We start from the raw sequence: 20967 nt of genomic DNA, 5'->3' as shown, positions 1-20967 counted from the left end.
CACGATTTATTGCGTCATTAGGATTCCTGTACCAGTTGCAACTGCTATAGCTCCACATGGTTCTGCAATCACGCATGCAACACCAGCTGCTACAGCAGCACCAATACCCAGTGCTTTCCATGCATTTGCGGTACTATTTGAAGTGCATTCTTGAATAGGGTCAGGTTCAAATCCATTATCCTTTGCACATTCTTTAATATGCTTGGGGGCGCCACTAAGTGTTTCCCCGTGTGATGCCCCCCCAAACTCACCTCCTACTCCTGCACCATTTTTACATTCCCAATGTAAGTGACGTTTTTTTATTCCATCTTGTACCGTGTAGTCAATTCTTATCCGACATCCTTTAGAGCACTCTTTCCATTGACCAGTCGTATGGTCGTTATTCGCAAGTCCATAAGGGTCAACTCCACGCAAAGGATTACCTTCCACATAAGCATAAGTATTAATCCCCCCGCCCAACCCAATCGGATCACTCTCAATATACCGTCCAATACTCGGATCATAATCTCGAAAGTAGTTGTAGTATAAACCCGTCTCGCCATCCAAATACTGCCCTGGAAAACGCGAATACAATTCAATGCTGTTGTTTTGGTTTTGCGCGAGTTTGCCTAAGGGTTGGTAGTCGCCCATCCAGACCACCTGCTGCGCGCTATCGGTAACAACTTGCGGTGTGTTTAGGTGATCGTTGTGAACAAAGTAGAGCGAAGACGCTGTACCCGCCACTGTGTAATTCAATTCCATTTGATCCACGTTCGGGCCACTTTTGCCCGTGGTTTTTAAGCTAATAGTATGGTTGCCCTGGGGAATAGTCACGCTGAGTTCAAGGGTGTTCCAAATGGCCCAGGTGGCGGTAGGGGTGAAATTTATTAAGGATTTTTGTACGCCATCCACTAAGAGTGCTAAGGGGCGATTGGCGGTATTGCCCAATGAGTAGCGCAACTTAATGTTATAGGTTGTACTTGAGGGTGCATAAAAAAGCCAGTCCGCTTGCCCTTCACCCACATAGTCAATAAAACCTGTGCCTGCATAATTGGCATTGTTGGTGGCTATGATGTGGCTACCTTGAAAGGACTCGCCGCTTTCATCGAGTAATGATGTGGCAGGTGTAGACGAGGTGCCTTTTACGGCTAAGGCAATTTGTTGGCTGCCCCAATAAACATATTCACGCAGGCTTGCACCTGTGCCATGGGTAACGAACCACCCAGCTTCATCTTTATCACAACATTGACGACGGACGCTATTCAACCGAGTTGCTTAAATTAATATGTATTTGTACCAATCGGTACCCAATAAAAAAGCGCATCAGAATTAACCTGACGCGCTTTTTTATTGGGTTAACTACTGTGGTTGTTAACCTTAGTAGAGGTAAACCGCTCCTGCTGCATCGGCGCTGTTGTCTGTTTGTTCTGCAGGGGTGCCGCCTTTGCCTGCTTCGCGGTGAGCGCTTACGGCCATGGTTGAACCATCGGCTGAGAGGTCGGTGTTAAAACCAAAGCGGTCATCGGTGTCGGTGTTGCTGGCTTTTACGTAGCTTTTTTTGCTCCAGGTGCCCATGTCGTAGTGGAAAACACTGACGGCGCCAGAGCGCAGAGCGCTGTTGTCGTTCTCGTCACCATTAATACCTATGGCGGCGCTGGCGTCGAAGTAGGTGCCAACTGCTAGGGTGTTGCCGTCGCGCGCGAGGCTGACAGATTGACCAAATTGGTTGCTGTCAATGACCACGGCGGCTTTGATGTAGGCGTCTTGAGCCCAGCTGCTGTCGTTGAGGCGGAATATGTAGACTGCGCCACTAGCAGGAGCCGATACATCGCTGCTGTTGCCATTGATGCCAGGGGCATTACTGGAATCGCCGGTTGCACCTACCGCAATAGTTTTGCCGTCGCCAGAGATATCAATACTGGCCCCAAAATAGCTGTTGAGATAGGTTGAGGCTGGTTTTAAATAGGCCTCTTGTACCCAGCTGCCATCGGTGCGACTAAATACATAGGCGGCGCCATTATTGAGGTAATCAGCATTTCCTGAGTAGGCGTATTTGGCGGCGGTGGTGCAGGCTGCATCAATTTTGATGCTTTCACCATCATAGTACCAGCAGGCATTAACATTTTGATCGCCATTTACACCTTGTGCATTGGAGTCTTCACCCAATGCGCCTATCGCGAGTTTATTGCCGTCGGTTGAGAGTGCGAGGCTCGCACCAAAGCTATCATAAGCTTGTGCGTTAGAGGCTTTTATGAAAGCTTGGTTCTGCCAGCCTGATTCTTCGGTGTAGTGGAAAATGTAAGCCGCACCAGAACCATTGCCACCTATAGCGCTGCTGGAGGTGATAGCGATGGTTGAGCTGCTACTCGATATGCTGCTTGAGCTCAGCGATGAGCTGGATGAGTTACTACTGCTGCTTGAGGGATAGAACTCAAAACAGGCAGTAGCTGAGCTCGATGAGTCGTAGTTGACGATTTGGTTATAGACTAGGCCATTACTGGTGGTGCCTACAGCGATAGTCATGCCATCGCCCGAGATTGCGAGGGATTCACCAAAGCGCAGTTCACTGGTCGAGAGAAAGTGCGGTTTCAAGTAGGCTTCTTGAGTCCAGTCGTTAGCGGTACGCTTGAATACATAGACTGCACCTACATTGTAATCTTGCGCTCTTATTTGGCCGTCGGTGCCGGTGATCTCAAAATTATTTTGGTTGCAGTCAATGCCATAGGAGGGGCTGTCTTCTAAGAGCGCTGAAACAGCAAGGCTATTGCCATCGTCTGACAGTGCTACGCGATAACCAAAGCGATCATTGATTAAAAACCGATTAGTGTTCAAGTTGGGTTGTTCGGTGTTAGAGGCTTTTAGATAGGCTTCTTGCACCCAGCTGTTATTTTCTTTTACGAATATATAAACGGCGCCAGAGTTGGTACTTTCGTTATTGGCTTGGTCGCCATTAGCGCCCAGTGCTTTGCTGTCTTCTGCAGGTGCTCCCACGGCTAGCGTCATACCATCCGCGGCTAAGGAGAGGCTCCAGCCGAAAAGGTCATTGGCTTCGACGTTAGAGGCCTTGAGGTAGCCAATGGCATTAATCATGGCGGTGGCGCTGTAGGTTTCTTCCGAGTCGACACAGCCTGAATCGCTGCAGGCTTGAACCATATAGCGGGTATTGAGCCAGTCGTGAATATGTACGCCGACCATATCTAGGGCGCTATTGGTGTCAAGATTGCCACCAACTTGGACATAGCCGCTATTGCCGCTGGTATTTTTCATCAGCTTGTAATAGCTGGCTCCTGCGACGGCAGACCATTCAAACTTAAGTGTTTTAGCGGCGCTTGCGCTGACTTTTACGCTGGGCCAAGTGCCAGAACCCGTAGCGGGTAGCGAGGTAGCACTGAAGCTGCTGCGCTGAGATGAGGTGCTGGAAGCTGAACTGGATGAGGGTTTATTGCTGTCGCTACCGCCGCAAGCCGCTAGCAAGAGTGAGCTAGTAACAAGGGAGATAACAAGGGTCGAACGGTTAAAAAAATGCGTGAAACGGTCAATATTCATTCAGCTTATTCCTGATGTTTTAAACTGGTCGGTGATTCTGTGTGCCGCAGCCGCTGGTGTCAATGAAATCACCCGAGATAAGCAGTTTTTACCCGAGAGTGGGTTGGAAAATGCACGCTAACGGCTTATTAAGGATTTGGATGCCATAGCAACAGGCTAAAGACCTCGCTCGCGGGGGAATGTTCAGAGTTTATTTCGACGAGTGAACTTCATCGACAGTTTAACGGATTGAATGTGCCGAACCTGTGAACAATTGTGCAAGTCATGGGCGCAAACATAATTCTTTGCTGGTCAAAACTCAGGGCTGAGTTGGGGTCTGGGTTGACGGTTTCTACTATTTTGTGTGACCTGAGCTTCGGTGCGCTTCAAGGCCAGCCGTGTGTGGCTGGCCTGGAGGCTTCTATTGTGGTGTCTATTATTTTGTCTGTTATTTTGTCTATAGTGCCGAGGATGTCCGACCATTCTATAGCGTCTTTAAGTACTCAACCAAGGCAAGGCGCTGAGAGTGATTTAACGGCGGTAGCTGGTAAAGCTGCGGTTTGCCGTCTGCATCTTTTATGGGCTTGCCTTCGGCGTTTAAGCGCATTACCGGTGTTACGCCTGCGGCATATTCATGGCCTTTATTGGCGTTGCTGGGCAGCTGGGTATCAAAGACGAACAGCTCTGGATACTGCTGTGCATCTCTTTGTACAAAACCCACTTTCTCCGCATCGAACTCCCGAGCCCCGAGTGTAAAGCGATTGGCGCGGCAGGCTTTGCCGCTAGCAATTTCGGCATCGCTACAGCTGGGTAAAAAAAGTTCATACAGATTAGCCACAGAGCCATTGTGCAAATAGGGTGCTGTCGCCCAAATGCCATTAAGCGGGCGTGCTTTATAGGCCGCGAAGGCTGCAGGGCTATTTGTAGGAACAACCTCAAAATCGAGATGTTTTTGGGTTTTCTTGATGGGGTTGTGGTTGATCGACGTGGCTAAATCATAGAGCTTCTCTGCCCAGCGACGAATAAGGCTCTTGTCGTGGTCTGGTTCGAGAATGACGCCTTCAACCGCACGACTTAACGCGGGTAAGGAAGAGGTTGTAGTGGCAAACTTAGGGCCATTGAGCATGACAAACTTATAGGGTTGCCCAGCGAAGTAACCGCTGTTACCACCATATTTAAGTGCATTCATTGCCATATAGGGGTCTGTACCTATGTTTTTCAGGCTTGCCATTTGCGCTGTAACTCGCCGTTTAGCATTGGTGCGATCAATTGATTGGTGGCAACTTTGGCATTGATAATCTACAAAAAGCGCGCGCCCTTCCTGTGCCAAGGCCTGGTTTATGGCGGGCAACACCTTCTGTCGGGCGAGATCTTCCCAAAGTGGCGACCAAAGATCCTCTAGGTGTGTTTCAGTGCGGTTTAGATTGCGCAACTCAACGGAGGATCGATAACCCGCATCTTTGGGGCGTTTGTTGAGGTCGAAGTGTGCAAAAACACCTAAGACTTCTCCTGTGTTGCGACCTAATGGTCCGGCTAAAGCGTTATCGGCGCTGCCATTCCACTGCACAAAGTCGTGTTGCGGCGTGTCCCAAAGAAAGGGGTAGCTAACGGGTGCGCAGGCGGAATTGTGATTGGGGGTATTAGGGGTGAGATTGCCCAAGATGCGATTATAGATGCGCCCAAAAGCATCGACACGACCGTAGCCGTAGGCCACATTTTGCTCGCCATGAAGCGGAGCATTGATGCGATTGTAGTAACTAACATCGGTCATTGCTGCACTTAAACGAGTGCGCAATTCTGCTATTTGAGCTGGCGAGTTAGTGTCGGTGATTTTTCTAGCAAGGCGGTCGAATTTGTCAGGTTGCTCTAGGCTGGCATTTAGCGCAGCGCTTAGGCTTTTTAGCATCATATCCATATCTGCGAGCGCGGGTGCACCATCGATGCGAATGGCGGTGCCTTGGTAGTTAATTTGCCCTGTGTGGCAGGCCGCGCAAGTGAAACCTATGTAGTTCTTGCCTTGGTGGCTGTCTTTCACCCAGCCTACAGCCAAGCCATCGGGGTTACTGTGGGAAGGTTTTTGCGGTAAGTAACGCAACCTATTCATATTTTCATCGCTGCGAAATAACGCAGTGCTATCCGCTTGCTCTAGATGTAGAAAAATATCGTAGGGGATGAGGTCCGAGCCTTGGGTAATGGTGTAAAACCATAGACTGTCGGCGCCGCTCCAATTTTGTTCGGGATAAATGGTTTTGCTGGCGCTATCGCCAAATTGATCGGTATCGCTGAGGCTGGCGTAACGGTCGCTATCAACCAAAATACCTTGGGAGACATAGGTGCAGGCATTGAGCGCAAGCAGAGTGATAGTTAGGGCGCAAGCTAAGCGTAGCGGATGCATGAGTAGTCCTTTCAATGATAGATAAAGAGTGCGTGTGATGTATGCGTGGCAGTGACTGCGAAATTTTATGCTTTTTTAGTGCTGAAATGAACAAAATATTATAAGTATTCAGTGTCAATTCAGGGAACTCTTGCGGCGCAAGAGGGACTAACGGATGATTGTTTAAAAAATAAACTTATTTTTTTACTTTTTTGTGTAAGTGTCACCCCTCTGTTGGATTTTCGTGGCAATAAAGTAACAACTGGCACGTTAATTCTGTCTGGATCTATTTCAGGGGCTGTTTTACTTGAACTGTCATAAATTGTGCGTAGACTGCCGCCTCGTCGCTTACCGGTCGTTAATTTACGGTTGGTTGTAAGGATGACTTGGCCGTAATTCAAATATTGAATCAACTTCAGCGATGAGTGTTAGATTCAAAATCATAAAAGCACAGCGGGACTTACAATGTTGATGAATCCTTTATTTGCGGATATCACTTTGCACAATCGCCTCGGACAGGATGTTAATCTTTCTGTCTATCAAATTAAGCACCACAATCGTGATTGCGTTTTTATCAGCGCCCCCAGTCAGCAAGCCTCCAGCCTAGTCGGTAAGAATGCCGAGCCTTTTGCGTTTCAATTGCGCCAACTGTTTGATTTGGATGCACGCAGTTTTGAGCTTATTGAAGTGCGCGAAACGCAAGGTCAATTGCAGTTGTTTCGCTGGCGTTTTGAATGGGTGGGGAATTCGCCGTTGTCGGCGCGCGCTGAGCAAGTTACCTCAGCGGGCCAAATGGCTATGTTGTTAAGTTTAATTGAAGTGCAGAGTAACCTGGCGGCAGTAGGGTCTTAGCGGGTGGAGGTTTCGAACATTCGCTTATAAACCCCGAAAAGCCGCGAAATTATGTGTTTGGCGCTGAAACGTTGAATGTCTGTTCAAGGCTATTTATACCAGTACCATTTGCGCGGCTTCTGTGTAAATTTATCGAGCAGTGCTTGCTTGTCTGCATCATTGGTAAACCAAAAATAATCATTCCCTGTTTTCGGTTTAAACCAACCTTTCACTTCGCTTATGTGTTCCGCCTGCAATTTTGGCATGCCTAATTTACGGTCGGCATTAAAGCTTTGATTCCACTGAACAAGTAGGTCGCGTTTGGCGCGCGCTAGCGCGAGGTCAGGGTTTTCAGCTTGGATTAATTTACAGCTAATAAAGCCCACTACTGGCTCTGCGCTGGTAGTTTCGTTTTCGAAGAAAATGTTTTCCCCCGAAAGTACAATCTTGTAGTGCGTCATGATAATCAATCTAACTCAGTTTATTTCTGCATCATTGTTCTGGTTTGGGTATAGGTGTGCGGCGCGCGGGAATTGCTCAAACATTTTGCTGAAGTGCTGCTGCACGCGTGCAATGTTCATTGAAGAGATTCCGCTTGAAAAACCAAACCACACATAGAGCCCATTTAAATTTTTAAACATGCTTGGAAGATATTTAGGTGCAGCAATAACCCCTTCTAAATGACGTTCGTATAGGAGCGGCAAATCGTCGAGAGTAACTTTACCGACAAAAAGCATGGGAATGATTTCAGGCACACCTGATTGAATGGCGCTGCGAATAAAATTTACATTTTCCACAAAACCTTTCACGTATGAAATGTCTTTGGTGAATACCGAGCCGCCTTCAAGTGTGCCGCCGCGGAACACGCGCTGCGTGACGCGGTAGCTGTCGTGTTCGCTTACGCCGCTGTTGAGAAAGTGTTGATAAACCTCGCAAAAATTTGCTCCGCGCTCGGCTAAGTCCACTGCTACCACTCGGTCGCTAATGCGTCGTGCACGCTGCGGGAATGAACTAAAGGTGAGCGTTTCCAGCAGTACGGCCATGCCTTCTTGAATCGCGGTTATACGCGGCGAACCTACACTTAACCAAGTGGCCCACGGTTGTAGGCGGCCATTGAGGGTGGTGCCTATATGTACCCAGCCTTCGTGTACTTCTAGAACTTGTAAATCTAATTCTGAAAAGCGCGCGCGGCGATTAATCTTAATGCAGTCGCCGCCAGCAGATGCGTCCGACACTATGTCGTCACTGATTTGCACGCGCACTTCGCCCGGGCCGAAGTAGTTGGCCATTCGCTCATGTAAAATTTGCACGGCATTTTCGGCGGGAATGTGATTGGTATAAGGGCAATTTAAATGTTCTACCGCGGGCAGTGAAAAAATATGACAGAGCTGCTCACCCATTTGGCGCAGGGTTTTGCGGTCGCCGCGTAAGTTGTCTGAAGCGGAACCATAAAGCATACGGCTAAAGTGTCCAAACTCTGGGCGTCCGCGATGGCGCAAAAGCTCGATTACAATTTGGTATTGATCTATGGTCGACTGCAGAATTTTGCCGAGCGCGTCGCCGCGTCCTAATTGCCGTCGTACATCGCCTTTTAATTCGGCTAAAAGTTGATAGACAGTGTCGGGCTCAAACCCCAGTTTTTGGCGCTGATAAAAGTCAGCCCCAAGTTCTGGCAGTTCGCGGCCGCCTTGGGCGCGAAAGCGCTCTTCCAGCTCGGCGGGCCATTTGATAGCGTCGAGAATGCGAATTGGCTTTTGTAGTGATACCAAGCGCGATGATAATTGCTTCAATCGTTCAAGGTAGAGTGCTTGAGTCATATCAGGGGGCCGAGAGAGTGAATACTGCAGGCACTTGCTGGGTTTTTTGGTGCCTATTCAATGCGACGGGGGTATCCCGCTGCAGATTGCTTTGTCTTTCGTTGTTTTAACCAGGCATCGTAACGGCTGTTGAATAGCGTTCAGTGGGCGTTGGTTAAAAGCTGCGCGGTTGGTTGCGTAGGTTTAGCGACATTCTAGCGGTTTGCATAGCATTTGTGGTTGGAATTTCGTGTTTGATGAATAGCTTATTTGCGAGGACTACTGGCGTCACTGGGTATAAATCGCCAAAATGGCGCTATCTTCCTCAATCGGCGGTTGTCAGCGGTTTTATTATGGCCTTTGTTGCATTAGAAAAACTTCATCTGCTTCATGATGGTTATCGCCAAGCGGTTCGACTCGCAGGGCAAAATTTGTTGTTGCTGCATGAAAATGGAAAGAGTTTGCTTATTCGTAATGCTTGCCCTCATGCGGGTGCGGCGTTAACGCAGGCAAGTTGCAAGGGTAATCGATTGCGTTGTCCAATGCATGGCATTGAGTTTGATTTAGATACGGGACGCGCTGCGGGTACTGCCTGTGCGCAATCGCTGCAGTTTTTTCCGCTAATTTATGAGGGAAATACGCTGGGTGTTGAGGTTAGTGAATAGCGTTGGTTGGTTCGAAAAAAGATTCACAGAAGAAAGCAATAACAAAAAGGATGCGGTGTTATGAAGCGTTTAATATTCAAGTCGTTAATGGTGGTTTTACTGGTGTTTGTGGTGGGTAATTATCTCATTTATCTCAAAACGGGGCAGTTGCCGCTTAATGATATGAAAGCGCGCTTGGGGAGTGATTGGCTGGTGGATTTACGGGAATTAATGTCCTTTGATAGTCTCTCTGCAGATGCTAAATCAGCCCTCAAGGATTTGAAAGGTAAGTATGTTGAGCCTGAGCCTATAGCGCCTGTTAAGGTGTATAAGTGGACTGACGTCAATGGCCAGGTGCATTTTGGCGATAAGCCTGGTGCTAACGCGGCAGAGCAGGTTGAGGTTGAAATGCGCAATGGAATATCTGCGCCAGAGCGGGGCGTTAGTCCAGCTGCTGGGGCTAAGGGGGGTATTGTAGGTGGTGAGTCAAATACGGCATCGCCAGCTGGAGGCGAATCGGCCTTGGATAAAGCGCGTACTGCCGCTGAAGCCATGCAGCAGCGCAATCAGGCCCAAGAGCAGGTTTATTGATTTCTCGCCAAAGTACCTTAGGTGCAGTGTGTAAATGAATAGGTTTATAAATCGCCAATTAATAATAGTTGAGCATTAATGAATAAATTTTGGCGACGAGCGCGCTGGTTGTTGAAGTGGCTTTTACTGCTCTTGCTGGCATATCAGTTGTGGTTTTTTGTGCACATTTTGGCTTGGCGTTGGTGGAACCCCAGTGAGACCCATTTTATGGCGCTGCGTTTGGCGGAGTTGCGCGAGCAGAATCCTCGCGCCGCCTTGCAGCAGCGGTGGGTGGATTACGCACAGATTTCATCGCATTTAAAGCGCGCAGTAGTGGCGGCTGAGGATGATCGCTTTATGGAGCATCATGGCTTTGATTTGCGTGGTATGCGCCAAGCTTTCGCGAAGAATCAGCGCAAGGGGAAATCGGTAGCGGGTGGATCTTCGATCTCCCAGCAGTTGGCAAAAAACTTGTTCCTGTCGCCCTCGCGCTCTTATTTGCGCAAAGGGCAAGAGGCTGGCCTTGCCTTAATGATTGAGTTGTTATGGGATAAGCGCCGCATTCTTGAGGTGTATTTGAACGTGGTGGAGTGGGGTGATGGCATTTTTGGCGCCGAAGCTGCGGCACGTCATTATTACCAATGTTCTGCTGGACAGCTGGGCCAGGCGCAGGCAGTGCGGCTGGCCATTATGCTTCCTAACCCCCGTGCCTACCAAAAATCTATGCCCACGTGGGTGAAGGCGCACGGGCGTAAAGTGCAGGCGCGCATGAATTACTCGCGTGTTCCCAAGTGATTAAACCCGCAGAAACCCGCAGCCTATGGTTCTCGCAGGCGGCTGCTTAGGCTATAATCGCGAGCTTTTTCGGACTTATCGAGGTTTTATCCGCGCTTAAGTCGTCGATTTTTGGTTGAATATTGTGTTGAGGTTAATGCTGTGCCTATTTATGAATATCAATGTGAAGCCTGTGGTCATAATCTTGAAGCGCTACAAAAACTGAGCGATCCACGGCTGGTGGATTGCCCCGTCTGCGCCAAACCTAGCTTGAAGAAACAAATTTCTGCTGCTGGTTTCCGTCTTTCTGGCGGTGGCTGGTACGAGACCGATTTTAAATCGGGTAATAAAAAGAATTTAGCCGGAGATACAGGAGCCAGTGCGACGAGTTCCGCAAGTGCGCCCAGTACGCCGGCCAAGGCAGCGGATTAATACCAACCGCTAAGCCGCGAATAATTTCTCGACATTAATTAATAAACAGGATTGTCCTATGCGCAGCCAATACTGTGGCGCTTTAAACGCCACTCATATCGATCAAGAAGTCACTCTCTGTGGATGGGTGGATCGTCGTCGCGATCACGGTGGAGTGATCTTTATCGACCTGCGCGACCGCGAAGGTATTGTTCAGGTAGTGTTTGACCCTGATGCCAAAGAAAACTTTGCCCTAGCCGACAAGGTGCGTGGCGAGTATGTATTGCAAGTGACTGGTAAGGTGCGCGCGCGCGCGGCTGCCACCGTGAATGCCAATATGGCGACCGGTGAAATTGAAGTTTACGGCACTGGCTTGAGTATATTGAACGAAGCGGAAACTATTCCTTTCCCCCTGGATTCGCATACAGTCGTGGGCGAAGATGTGCGGTTAAAGTATCGCTACATCGACCTGCGTCGCTTGGAAATGCAAAAAAGTCTGCGCTTCCGCTCTAAAGTGACCAGCGCAATTCGCAATTATTTAGATCGCCATGAATTCCTGGACATTGAAACGCCAATCCTGACCCGCGCTACTCCTGAAGGAGCGCGCGATTATTTGGTGCCATCGCGCACCCACGAAAATAAATTTTTCGCACTGCCGCAGTCGCCGCAGTTGTTTAAGCAATTGCTGATGGTGTCTGGCTTTGATCGCTACTATCAAATTGCTAAATGTTTCCGCGATGAAGATTTACGTGCAGATCGTCAACCAGAATTTACTCAGATCGATATTGAAACCTCGTTCATGAGCCAAGATCAAATTATGTCGGTTACCGAAGGCATGATTCGCGAAGTCTTTAAAGATTTGAAAGGCGTAGAGTTCGATGAGTTGCAGCGTATGCCTTACTCTGAAGCGATTACCAAGTACGGTTCAGACAAGCCCGACATGCGTATCCCGCTGGAATTAGTTGACGTTAAAGACTTGGTCACTGAAGTGGACTTTAAAGTTTTCTCTGGCCCCGCAAACGATCCAAAGTCGCGCGTTACTGCGCTTAAAGTACCCGGTGGTAATGACAAGTTAACCCGCAAGCAAATCGATGAATACACTAAATTCGTGAGCATTTACGGCGCTAAAGGTTTGGCATACATCAAGGTTAACGACAAAAACGATTTGGAAGAAGGTTTGCAATCGCCTATCGTAAAAAACCTGCCAATCCCCGTGCGTGCGGCGATTCTTGAGCGCGTTGCTGCTGAAAACGGCGATTTGATTTTCTTCGGCGCTGATAAACATAAAGTCGTGACCGAAGCTTTGGGCGCATTGCGCTGCAAGTTGGGCGCAGATTTGAAGCTCTACACCAAAGAGTGGGCGATGTTGTGGGTGGTTGATTTCCCCATGTTTGAAGAGCTGGACGGTGGTGCGCTTACCGCAATTCACCACCCCTTCACCGCGCCGTCATGCACCCCTGAAGAATTAAAAGCGAATCCTGCTGCTGCTTTGTCGCAAGCCTATGACTTGGTACTTAACGGTACTGAATTGGGTGGTGGTTCGGTGCGTATTCACACCAAGGCTATGCAACAAACTGTGTTCGAAATTTTGGGCATTAGCGAAGAAGAGCAGCGCGAGAAGTTCGGCTTCCTGCTCGATGCCTTGAAATACGGTGCACCACCACACGGCGGTTTGGCGTTTGGTTTGGATCGTTTGATTATGTTAATGATTGGCGCCAGCTCAATCCGCGATGTTATCGCCTTCCCCAAAACCCAAAGTGCTGCCTGTGTGTTGACTGATGCCCCTGGTTTGGTCGACGACCTACAGTTGCGTGAGTTGCACATTCGTCTGCGCAAGCAGGAGAAAGCCGCTGCTGCCGCCACTACGGAAGCGCAAGAGGCTGCTGCTGAATACGGTATGTAAGCATTGGCGTTAAGCCGCACGTAAAAAAGGGTGGGCAATGCCCGCCCTTTTTTTATTGTTAAAAACAAGACCAATTAAAAACAAGATCAGTTTAAGACTTTAGGTGGAGGAATAGTAAATGGCTGGACACAGCAAATGGGCCAATATGCGTCATCGCAAAGGGCGCCAAGATGCCAAGCGCGTTAAAATTTTTACCAAATTAATCCGCGAAATTACCGTGGCGGCTAAATCCAGCCCCAATCCTGCAGATAACCCACGCCTGCGCGCTGCCGTAGAAAATGCGCTCTACAACAACATGAAGCGCGACTCCGTCGAAAAAGCCATTGCGCGCGGTGCTGGCACTACCGAAGCAGATAACTATGAAGAGTTAACCTATGAGGGCTACGGCGTAAATGGCGTGGCATTTATTGTTGAGTGCATGACCGATAATCGCAACCGCACCGCTGGTGAAGTGCGTCACGCCTTTGATAAGCGCGGCGGCAATATGGGCGCTAGTGGTTCGGTATCCTATTTGTTCGCCCGCAAAGGCCAAATAAGTTTTGCGGCGGGCTTAAGTGAAGATGCTTTGATGGAAGCTGCCCTAGAGGCGGGCGCTGATGATGTCGTCACCAACGACGATGGCTCTATTGATGTATTTACCACCTTTGAAGAATATCTTGGCGTGAAAGACTCACTCGCAGCAGCGGGGTTTGCGGCAGAGCATTCAGAAATAACCATGATTCCTTCACTGACCGTTGCGCTTGATAAAGACCAAGCAGAAAAAGTGATTGCGCTGATTGATATGCTCGAAGATTTGGATGATGTGCAGACGGTCTACACCAATGCCGATATCGCTGAAGATATTATGGAGCAATTGGATTAACGCATTTTTGCGTTTATCAAGCTGTTGGCTGGTGCTTGGCATATCACTGTCGTAGCGCATTACCGTGGGAAGGAGTAAAAACACTAGGGTCTTTTTTCTTTAAGTCGCTAGAGGTTTTGGTAATGGATATGCAATTAGATAAGAATAAATTGCGCGCAGAGCGAGAGCAGCGCGCATGGAGTCAGAGTCATCTGGCGGAGGTTGCAGGGCTTAGCCTGCGTACCGTGCAGCGTTTAGAGCGCAACGGCGCTGCTTCCTTGGAGTCGGCCCGCGCTTTGGCTGCGGCGTTTGATACGCAGGTTGAGCAATTGCGTGAGTTAGCTGTTACCCCGCAACTCAAAACCGCAGATTCCGTTTCAATGGTGTCAGGGGTGCTTAGTCGAGTAAAAGCAAAAACAATCAGTGTTGGATTATTGGTTGCTGGTCTTGTGCTTGCGTCAACTGGTCTGATTTGGTGGTCCAAAGCCGTCGCGGAACCCATAATGATTAATTTATTGGTGGCCAGCGAAAATAAAACCTTGGCCGATGTGCAGCTTGTGAATACTGAGGATGAGATAAACGAGGTCGTATTGGATGAGCGGTTAAAGTTTAGGGTGGCTTCATTTCGTATAGATGGAGGCGTTATGCTCACCACAAAAATTTATGAGTTTACCAATAATCAATTTGAGCTGGTGGCAGAGCCGGGTTTACTCTGTGCCGACAAGCAAGCCTCTGCTATTCATTTTTCTGCCGCTAATGGCAAGGTTTATCGGCTTCTGTTTAGGGTGAATTAATTTATGTTGGATTGTGCGCAGGCTAAGTGTTTAGTGTTGGAAACTGAACGCTTATTGCTACGCCCGTTTGACGTCGCGGATGAAGAGATTTTCGTCGCACAGCTGACCGATCCTGATTTTATGCAATACTCACGTGCAGGTGCCTTGAGTGATGCGGCTGCACGTGAGGTATTTACGCAGCGCTTAAGGCTTTCTAAAACGCAATTTACCAAGCTAGCAATTATCGAAAAGTCTACTGAGTGGCTTATAGGTTACTGCGGAGTTGATTGCTGCGAGTTGGACGCTAAGCCAGAATTAGAGTTGGGTTATCGACTTATTGCGAGCGCGCGTGGCCGAGGTTATGCCACTGAGGCCGCTCGCGCTGTTCTTGAATATTATCAGCGACAGGGCGTCGTAAATATTATTGCGTTTACTGCGCGGGGTAATAATCCTTCACAAGCAGTTCTCAAAAAGCTCGGCTATAAGCTGGTTAAAACCAGTGAAATTGACAGCTTCCCTATTGTTGTTTTTCGCCGCTAACGGCTTGTCTGCTCTTCCTTTGCGTGCAATACTGTATGTAATTACAGTGCTCCATTCGTTCTTGGCTATGTTTCTCTTTTGGTTTTTCTCTATGGCGCTCATTTTGGGGATTGATCCTGGCTCGCGTAAAACGGGCTTTGGCATTATTAATGTACTCGGCAGTAAAACGGAGTATGTCACCAGTGGTGTAATTCGTATGTCCGATGAGTCGAGCTTGCCGGAGCGATTAAAGGTTATTTTCGACTCTGTCACCCAGATTATTAATCAATATTGCCCACAAGAAATGGCGATCGAGCAGGTGTTCATGGCGAAGAACGCTGCATCGGCCCTCAAGTTAGGGCAGGCGCGCGGTGCTGCGATTGTGGCGGCGGTTGCGTTGGATTTACCTGTATCGGAATATGAAGCGCGCAAGGTGAAGCAGTCGGTTGTGGGGAATGGTGCCGCCGATAAATTGCAAGTGCAGCACATGGTTAAAACACTCCTGCGACTGCCCGCGGCGCCACAAGAGGATGCTGCTGATGCCTTGGCAGTTGCACTTTGCCATGCCAACACACAACAACATTTAATTAAGCTGGCTGGTTCTAGCAGTTTTAGACGTGGCCGCGTAGTTTAATAAGCGCATTGCCTTGTGGTATGGCGCGATATAAATGAGAGATTTTTATGATTGGACGTCTACGTGGAATTTTGCTTGAAAAACAGGCGCCTTATTTGGTGTTAGAAGTACAGGGGGTGGGCTATGAGCTGCAAGCACCTATGTCGACTTTTTATAAATTGCCACCTCTCGGTGCGGAAGTGATTCTGCATACTCATCTTTCTATAACCGAAAATCTGCATCAATTATTTGGCTTTGCCGAGCAGCGCGACCGCGCTTTATTTCGCACCTTGATAAAAGTCAGTGGTGTTGGCCCTAAGTTAGGTATTGGCATACTCTCGGGTATTGAATCGGATGATTTGGCGCGCTGTGTGCGCGACAATAATGTTAAGGCTTTGACTAAGGTGCCAGGTATCGGCCAGAAAACCGCTGAACGCTTGGTGGTTGAATTGCGTGATCGCCTTAAAAACTGGGACTTGCCGCATAATGATCTGCTGTCACAAGGTGGAGTGCAGTCGTTCACTGCAAATCAAGATGTCTATGCTGAGGCTGAAAGTGCGCTGATTGCGTTGGGTTATAAGCCAGCTGATGCAGCTAAAATGGTTGCAATGGCTGCTAAGCAATTACCTGATGCGAGTAGTGAGCTTCTTATACGTACTGCTTTGCGCAGTATTGCCAGCGTGTAGTCTATGCACTGTCCGGGCATAATGCTCCTGTCAGTGGTATCCACATGCTTAATGAGCGCGTAGCTTTTATACTGCGCCTAGCTGAATAACACCTCGCAAACTCTTTATCCCCTCTACGAGCCATTTATGATTGAAACTGATCGCTTGATTGCACCTGCCATTAAAGAGCGCGAAGATTTTCTAGATCGCACTGTGCGCCCTAAAAGTCTTGCGGATTATGTGGGGCAGCCAATTGTGTGCGAGCAGATGGAAATTTTTATTGGGGCCGCCAAAAAGCGCGGCGAAGCGTTGGATCATACTTTGGTATTTGGCCCTCCTGGACTAGGTAAAACCACTCTGGCACATATCATAGCCAACGAAATGGGGGTGTCACTAAAGAGTACGTCTGGGCCCGTGTTGGAAAAAGCGGGCGATTTAGCGGCCTTGATGACGAATCTAGAGCCGGGTGATGTGCTTTTTATTGATGAAATACATCGGTTAAGTCCCGTGGTGGAGGAGATTCTCTATCCTGCCATGGAGGATTTTCAGTTAGATATTATGATCGGCGAAGGCCCGGCTGCGCGCTCCATTAAACTGGATTTGCCGCAGTTTACATTAGTGGGTGCTACCACTCGCGCAGGGCTTTTAACATCGCCACTGCGGGACCGTTTTGGTATTGTTCAGCGACTGGAGTTTTATAATGTCGCCGATTTGACTCACATAGTCGCCCGTTCGGCTGCATTGCTCGGCGTAAGTATGGATCGCCAAGGTGCTGAAGAGGTTGCCAAGCGCGCGCGCGGTACACCGCGCATCGCGAATCGGCTGTTGCGGCGGGTACGCGATTATGCAGAAATGAAAGGCGATGGCTTGGTAACGGCGCAAATGGCCGATAGCGCACTTAATATGCTCAATGTTGATGAGCGCGGTTTTGATCAAATGGATCGTCGTTTACTTGTAGCCTTGATGAATAATTTTGATGGCGGCCCCGTTGGTATTGAAAGCCTAGCAGCAGCTATTAGTGAAGACCGTGGCACTATTGAAGACGTAATAGAGCCTTATTTAATTCAGCAGGGCTTTTTGGCGCGCACTCCGCGCGGTCGAATATTGACCAATAATGCCTATCTTCATCTTGGCATGGCAATGCCTAAGCGCCTGCAGGAGTTGGGTGAGTGAATTTAAACACCGTCACTCAAGGCTGCGCTTGGGGTGGTGCTTAAGTGGTAATGCTCAGTTTGATTTCTTTTTGGGTGCGTGCCGAGAGTAAGGGCGTTATTAGTATCCATCAAATTTAATATAAAACTATATGAAGTTAAGGCGTGCAGAATTTTGGCGCGCTTTAGGCTATCATGAGCCCGCATTTTTTGCCCGACGGCCTGGCGTTTAAAGCATTGGCCCTGTAGCCGATATATAGGCTCAGATTGATTCATTTTTTCATAAGTCATTACTTAAGAGTTCAAGATTCCTATGCCTGAAGCTGATAAAAGTTTATCGATACTGCACCTGATTCTCGAGGCGAGTTTTTTGGTGCAAATGGTGATGCTGATTTTGTTCGTCGCATCTGTTGTGTCTTGGGTGATGGTGTTTCAGCGTGAGATGTATCAGCGCAAAGCGTCTTCGGCATTCGATTACTTCGAAAAACAGTTTTGGTCTGGTATTGATCTGAATCAGTTATATCGTCAGGGCAATGGCCGCACAGAAGTTGTTGAAGGTATTGAAAGTATTTTTCGCGCAGGCTTTAAAGAGTTTACGCGTTTACGCCAGCAGGCTGGCGCCGATTCAGATGCGGTAATGGAAGGCTCTATGCGGGCCATGCGCGTTGCGCTTGCGCGCGAAGAGGAAAAGCTCGAAGAGAATTTACCCTTTCTTGCCAGCGTGGCATCGGTAAGCCCTTATATCGGTCTTTTTGGTACTGTTTGGGGCATCATGAATTCCTTTCTGAATATTGCGAATGCGGGCCAACCTAGCTTGGCGACAGTGGCGCCGGGTATTGCAGAGGCCTTGATTGCTACGGCGATGGGGCTTTTTGCCGCTATACCTGCAGTATTGGCTTACAACAAATTTTCAGCGCGCGCAGAAAACCTTTTAAGTAACTATCAGACTTTTGCGGAAGAGTTCTCGGCCATTCTGCATCGCCAGGTTCACAGCAAATAAGGCTGTTTTATTGTCATTTGTAAAAAACAGGTCGCTGTTATGTCTGGATTTGGTCCAAAAGTTAAGAAAAAGCTTAAAGCGGAAATCAATGTGGTTCCGCTCATTGATGTCATGTTGGTGTTGTTGATTGTGTTTATGATCGCTGCACCTATGATGACTCAGGGAATTAAAGTGGAGTTGCCGCAGGCAGCATCTGAACCGGTCGAAAGTAAAGAGGACGATCCTATAACCGTTTCTGTAAAGGCAGATGGCGGCTACTACATCGATTTGGCGGGTGACCCAGAACAGGCGCGCCCGCTTCAGGAAATTAAATCTATCGTAAGCAAGGTACTGGCTGAAAAACCTAATACCTTGGTATTTGTCCAGGGCGATAAAAAAGTGGAATACGGTGTAATTGTGTCTCTTATGGGCGAGCTCAAGCTGGCGGGCGCACCCTCTGTGGGCTTGATTACGGAGCCGCCGCGCTAGGCATTCTATGAAGGTCGAGAAATCATTTTCACTCCCAATATTTCTAAGTGTGTTTTTACATGCAAGTTTGTTGGTATTGTTTTTAGGGAATTGGGACTTCTTCAAAAAAGAAGAGGTACCCTATAAACCTCATTACGTAACGGCAAAATTAGTCGATTTGAAGCCCAAAGCTAAGGCTGCTCCACTGCAAAAGAAAGAGCAGGTGTTAGACTCCAAGGCTTATGAAGACCTGAAAAATTTAAAAAAGCAAGATGAGCAGAAGCGCAAGCAGGCAGAAGCCTTGATCCAAAAACAAAAGGATCAGCAGGCTAAGTCAGCCGCTGAAGCAGAAAACAAAAAACAACAAAAAATTAAAGAAGAGCAAGCAAAGCTAGCCAAAGCTAAGGCCGCTAAAGCCGAGGCGGAAAAGAAGCTCAAGGCAGAAGAGCAGGCGCGCAAGGCGGAAGCTGAGAAAAAGAGCAAGCGTGAGCAAGAGGCCATGGAAGAGAAGCGTCGCGTGCAGGCGGCGCTACAGCGCGAAGAAAAAATGATTAGCGAATCAAATGATGAGGTTAACACCAAAAGTTATGAGGAGATGCTGATCGAGCGCGTGGAGCAGAATTGGAGTCGCCCGCCTTCGGCGCGGCGCGGTTTGGAAGTGGTATTAGAAGTAAACATGTTGCCCAATGGTATTGTGACGGATCTGCATGTTGTAAGAAGTAGTGGTGATCCTGCATTTGATCGCGCAGCAGAGCAGGCTGTTAGGCGTGTTGATCGATTCACCGAGGTAATGCAAATTCCACCAGATATATTCGAGAAGTATTTCCGTGTATTCAAATTTACTTTCAGCCCAGAGGACTTAAGACAGTGAAGCGATATTTGTTGGTGTGTCTGATATTTATCAGTGCGGTTGCCCAGGCGCAGTTAAATATGCGCATTACTAAGGGTGTGGATAATCCCACTAAGATTGCTGTGGTTCCTTTTGCGTGGACTGGTGGAGCCCTTGCCGAGGATTTGGCAAAGATTGTTGGTAATGATTTAGAGTTTTCTGGACAGTTCGAGGCAATACGTGCTGACCGCATGCTCTCCTATCCTAAAAGTGAGCTAGAGGTTCATTATCGCGATTGGAAGATTCTCGGTTCTGAATATCTGCTAATTGGCTCCGTTACTCAGCAGGCTGGACGTTACTACGCGAGCTATGAGCTGTTTGACGTCGTGCAGCAAAAGCGCGTATTTGCTAAATTGACAGTAGATGGCAGCGAAGCTCAGCTGCGCGATATGGCCCATCATATTAGCGACAAGGTCTATGAAACCATTACGGGTATTCGCGGTATCTTCTCCACGAAATTAATCTATGTTGAGGCATTTAAGAGCCCGCAAAAATATCGATTAATGCTTTCTGATGTGGATGGCTTCCGCCCTCGCTTATTATTGGAATCGCGTTATCCACTTTTGTCGCCGGTGTGGTCCCCTAATGGCCAGCGTGTAGCCTATGTGTCTTTTGAAGCAGATAACAAACCGGCAATTTATGTGCAGGACTTGGCTACAGGTCGTCGTCAGCAGATGACGAACTTTCGTGGGTTAAATGGTGCTCCGGCATGGTCACCTGATGGGCAAAAATTAGCAATGGCGTTGTCTAAGGATGGAAATCCAGAAATTTATGTAATGAATGTTTTGACGCGTCAGCTCACGCGTGTAACCAATCATTTTGCAATTGATCATGAGCCTTCATGGTCTGCGGATGGCTCATCGGTATTTTTTACCTCTGATCGCGGTGGAAAACCACAAATTTATCAAGTGACACTTGCTACTGGACAGCAAGAGCGTGTAACCTTCGACGGCGATTACAATGCACGTGGTCGCGTCTCGCCAGATGGTAAAAGTCTCGTTATGTTGAATAAGCGGCCCGGTGGTCAATACCATATTGCTGCTCAAGACATAAAAAGTGGTAATTTACGCATTTTGTCCGAGACAAGTTTGGACGAATCACCTAGTATAGCGCCCAATGGCGCTATGCTTATGTATGCGACTCGTTCTGGTGGTAAAGGAGTATTAGCAGCGGTATCTTTAGATGCGCGCATTAAAATCCTCCAGCCTCCAAAACAAGGTGATGTGCGGGAACCCGCATGGTCGCCATTCTTCAACTAAATC

21 protein-coding genes are annotated in these 20967 nt (G+C 48.3%); 16 read left to right on the top strand and 5 right to left on the bottom strand.

Annotated elements, in window-relative coordinates:
* Positions 1-6: 6 nt before the first annotated feature.
* The 3 genes from AC0KUT_RS14335 to AC0KUT_RS14325 all read right to left on the bottom strand — a co-directional run bounded on the left by AC0KUT_RS14335 (position 7) and on the right by AC0KUT_RS14325 (position 5899).
* Complete coding sequence (locus tag AC0KUT_RS14335; protein ID WP_488830955.1) at positions 7-1245, bottom strand: RHS repeat-associated core domain-containing protein; 1239 nt, start codon at positions 1243-1245, stop codon at positions 7-9.
* Positions 1246-1356: 111 nt separating this feature from the next.
* A complete protein-coding gene (locus tag AC0KUT_RS14330) occupies positions 1357-3525 on the bottom strand; it encodes an FG-GAP repeat protein (RefSeq protein WP_488830954.1) in 2169 nt (722 codons plus the stop codon).
* Between the two features lie 463 nt (positions 3526-3988).
* Positions 3989-5899 (bottom strand): di-heme-cytochrome C peroxidase, encoded by a 1911-nt coding sequence (locus AC0KUT_RS14325; protein ID WP_488830953.1) that lies wholly within the window; start codon positions 5897-5899, stop codon positions 3989-3991.
* Between the two features lie 444 nt (positions 5900-6343).
* Here AC0KUT_RS14325 and AC0KUT_RS14320 point away from each other — a divergent pair, with 444 nt between their 5' ends.
* The gene (locus AC0KUT_RS14320; RefSeq protein ID WP_488830952.1) at positions 6344-6730 is read left to right on the top strand and encodes a hypothetical protein; all 387 of its coding nucleotides are present in this window, start codon (positions 6344-6346) and stop codon (positions 6728-6730) included.
* 89 nt (positions 6731-6819) lie between these two features.
* Here AC0KUT_RS14320 and AC0KUT_RS14315 read toward each other — a convergent pair whose 3' ends face one another.
* Together AC0KUT_RS14315 and AC0KUT_RS14310 are read right to left on the bottom strand one after the other, a co-directional pair.
* Positions 6820-7170, bottom strand: a complete 351-nt coding sequence (locus AC0KUT_RS14315; RefSeq protein WP_488830950.1) for a hypothetical protein — start codon at positions 7168-7170, stop codon at positions 6820-6822.
* Between the two features lie 15 nt (positions 7171-7185).
* Entirely contained in the window at positions 7186-8526 is a 1341-nt protein-coding gene (locus tag AC0KUT_RS14310; protein ID WP_488830949.1) for a flavohemoglobin expression-modulating QEGLA motif protein, read from the bottom strand.
* A 236-nt stretch (positions 8527-8762) separates the two neighbouring features.
* On the opposite strand from AC0KUT_RS14310, the gene AC0KUT_RS14305 reads away from it, so the two are divergent.
* From AC0KUT_RS14305 to tolB, 15 genes are all read left to right on the top strand, one after another.
* Positions 8763-9170: a Rieske (2Fe-2S) protein gene (locus AC0KUT_RS14305; protein WP_488830948.1), complete on the top strand. Its 408-nt coding sequence runs from the start codon at positions 8763-8765 to the stop codon at positions 9168-9170.
* A 60-nt stretch (positions 9171-9230) separates the two neighbouring features.
* Positions 9231-9740 carry a DUF4124 domain-containing protein gene (locus AC0KUT_RS14300; protein WP_488830946.1) on the top strand — a complete coding sequence of 170 codons (510 nt, stop codon included), beginning with the start codon at positions 9231-9233 and terminating at the stop codon, positions 9738-9740.
* 78 nt (positions 9741-9818) lie between these two features.
* On the top strand, positions 9819-10514 hold the full coding sequence (gene mtgA / locus AC0KUT_RS14295) for a monofunctional biosynthetic peptidoglycan transglycosylase (RefSeq protein WP_488830945.1): 696 nt from the start codon (positions 9819-9821) through the stop codon (positions 10512-10514).
* 141 nt (positions 10515-10655) lie between these two features.
* The gene (locus AC0KUT_RS14290) at positions 10656-10925 is read left to right on the top strand and encodes an FmdB family zinc ribbon protein (protein ID WP_488830944.1); all 270 of its coding nucleotides are present in this window, start codon (positions 10656-10658) and stop codon (positions 10923-10925) included.
* 58 nt (positions 10926-10983) lie between these two features.
* The gene (gene aspS, locus AC0KUT_RS14285) at positions 10984-12807 is read left to right on the top strand and encodes an aspartate--tRNA ligase (RefSeq protein ID WP_488830943.1); all 1824 of its coding nucleotides are present in this window, start codon (positions 10984-10986) and stop codon (positions 12805-12807) included.
* A gap of 118 nt (positions 12808-12925) precedes the next feature.
* Positions 12926-13669 (top strand): YebC/PmpR family DNA-binding transcriptional regulator, encoded by a 744-nt coding sequence (locus tag AC0KUT_RS14280; protein ID WP_488830942.1) that lies wholly within the window; start codon positions 12926-12928, stop codon positions 13667-13669.
* 122 nt (positions 13670-13791) lie between these two features.
* Positions 13792-14442: a helix-turn-helix transcriptional regulator gene (locus AC0KUT_RS14275; RefSeq protein ID WP_488830940.1), complete on the top strand. Its 651-nt coding sequence runs from the start codon at positions 13792-13794 to the stop codon at positions 14440-14442.
* 3 nt (positions 14443-14445) lie between these two features.
* Positions 14446-14961 carry a GNAT family N-acetyltransferase gene (locus AC0KUT_RS14270; RefSeq protein ID WP_488830938.1) on the top strand — a complete coding sequence of 172 codons (516 nt, stop codon included), beginning with the start codon at positions 14446-14448 and terminating at the stop codon, positions 14959-14961.
* Positions 14962-15052: 91 nt separating this feature from the next.
* A complete protein-coding gene (gene ruvC / locus AC0KUT_RS14265; protein ID WP_488830937.1) occupies positions 15053-15574 on the top strand; it encodes a crossover junction endodeoxyribonuclease RuvC in 522 nt (173 codons plus the stop codon).
* 47 nt (positions 15575-15621) lie between these two features.
* Complete coding sequence (gene ruvA / locus AC0KUT_RS14260) at positions 15622-16239, top strand: Holliday junction branch migration protein RuvA (RefSeq protein ID WP_488830935.1); 618 nt, start codon at positions 15622-15624, stop codon at positions 16237-16239.
* Between the two features lie 126 nt (positions 16240-16365).
* Positions 16366-17391 (top strand): Holliday junction branch migration DNA helicase RuvB, encoded by a 1026-nt coding sequence (ruvB, locus tag AC0KUT_RS14255; protein WP_488830934.1) that lies wholly within the window; start codon positions 16366-16368, stop codon positions 17389-17391.
* 291 nt (positions 17392-17682) lie between these two features.
* Complete coding sequence (gene tolQ, locus AC0KUT_RS14250) at positions 17683-18369, top strand: protein TolQ (RefSeq protein WP_488830931.1); 687 nt, start codon at positions 17683-17685, stop codon at positions 18367-18369.
* Between the two features lie 39 nt (positions 18370-18408).
* Positions 18409-18837 carry a protein TolR gene (tolR, locus tag AC0KUT_RS14245; RefSeq protein WP_488830930.1) on the top strand — a complete coding sequence of 143 codons (429 nt, stop codon included), beginning with the start codon at positions 18409-18411 and terminating at the stop codon, positions 18835-18837.
* A gap of 7 nt (positions 18838-18844) precedes the next feature.
* Positions 18845-19687, top strand: coding sequence for a cell envelope integrity protein TolA (tolA, locus tag AC0KUT_RS14240; RefSeq protein WP_488830929.1), 843 nt, complete (start codon positions 18845-18847; stop codon positions 19685-19687).
* Positions 19684-20964, top strand: a complete 1281-nt coding sequence (tolB, locus tag AC0KUT_RS14235) for a Tol-Pal system beta propeller repeat protein TolB (protein WP_488830928.1) — start codon at positions 19684-19686, stop codon at positions 20962-20964. The genes tolA and tolB overlap by 4 nt, the downstream gene beginning before the upstream one ends.
* Positions 20965-20967: the final 3 nt, after the last annotated feature.

This window comes from Cellvibrio sp. 25HG11W-0, assembly GCF_057815475.1.
This window is presented reverse-complemented; position numbering and strand designations above follow the sequence as displayed.

What these genes read in the sequence shown, in the direction of transcription:
- AC0KUT_RS14330 (WP_488830954.1), bottom strand. Translation starts at nt 3,525, where the DNA reads ATGAATATTGACCGTTTCACGCATTTTTTTAACCGTTCGACCCTTGTT.
- AC0KUT_RS14325 (WP_488830953.1), bottom strand. Translation starts at nt 5,899, where the DNA reads ATGCATCCGCTACGCTTAGCTTGCGCCCTAACTATCACTCTGCTTGCG.
- AC0KUT_RS14320 (WP_488830952.1), top strand. Translation starts at nt 6,344, where the DNA reads ATGTTGATGAATCCTTTATTTGCGGATATCACTTTGCACAATCGCCTC.
- AC0KUT_RS14315 (WP_488830950.1), bottom strand. Translation starts at nt 7,170, where the DNA reads ATGACGCACTACAAGATTGTACTTTCGGGGGAAAACATTTTCTTCGAA.
- AC0KUT_RS14310 (WP_488830949.1), bottom strand. Translation starts at nt 8,526, where the DNA reads ATGACTCAAGCACTCTACCTTGAACGATTGAAGCAATTATCATCGCGC.
- AC0KUT_RS14305 (WP_488830948.1), top strand. Translation starts at nt 8,763, where the DNA reads ATGAATAGCTTATTTGCGAGGACTACTGGCGTCACTGGGTATAAATCG.
- AC0KUT_RS14300 (WP_488830946.1), top strand. Translation starts at nt 9,231, where the DNA reads ATGAAGCGTTTAATATTCAAGTCGTTAATGGTGGTTTTACTGGTGTTT.
- mtgA (WP_488830945.1), top strand. Translation starts at nt 9,819, where the DNA reads ATGAATAAATTTTGGCGACGAGCGCGCTGGTTGTTGAAGTGGCTTTTA.
- aspS (WP_488830943.1), top strand. Translation starts at nt 10,984, where the DNA reads ATGCGCAGCCAATACTGTGGCGCTTTAAACGCCACTCATATCGATCAA.
- AC0KUT_RS14280 (WP_488830942.1), top strand. Translation starts at nt 12,926, where the DNA reads ATGGCTGGACACAGCAAATGGGCCAATATGCGTCATCGCAAAGGGCGC.
- AC0KUT_RS14275 (WP_488830940.1), top strand. Translation starts at nt 13,792, where the DNA reads ATGGATATGCAATTAGATAAGAATAAATTGCGCGCAGAGCGAGAGCAG.
- AC0KUT_RS14270 (WP_488830938.1), top strand. Translation starts at nt 14,446, where the DNA reads ATGTTGGATTGTGCGCAGGCTAAGTGTTTAGTGTTGGAAACTGAACGC.
- ruvC (WP_488830937.1), top strand. Translation starts at nt 15,053, where the DNA reads ATGGCGCTCATTTTGGGGATTGATCCTGGCTCGCGTAAAACGGGCTTT.
- ruvA (WP_488830935.1), top strand. Translation starts at nt 15,622, where the DNA reads ATGATTGGACGTCTACGTGGAATTTTGCTTGAAAAACAGGCGCCTTAT.
- ruvB (WP_488830934.1), top strand. Translation starts at nt 16,366, where the DNA reads ATGATTGAAACTGATCGCTTGATTGCACCTGCCATTAAAGAGCGCGAA.
- tolQ (WP_488830931.1), top strand. Translation starts at nt 17,683, where the DNA reads ATGCCTGAAGCTGATAAAAGTTTATCGATACTGCACCTGATTCTCGAG.
- tolR (WP_488830930.1), top strand. Translation starts at nt 18,409, where the DNA reads ATGTCTGGATTTGGTCCAAAAGTTAAGAAAAAGCTTAAAGCGGAAATC.
- tolA (WP_488830929.1), top strand. Translation starts at nt 18,845, where the DNA reads ATGAAGGTCGAGAAATCATTTTCACTCCCAATATTTCTAAGTGTGTTT.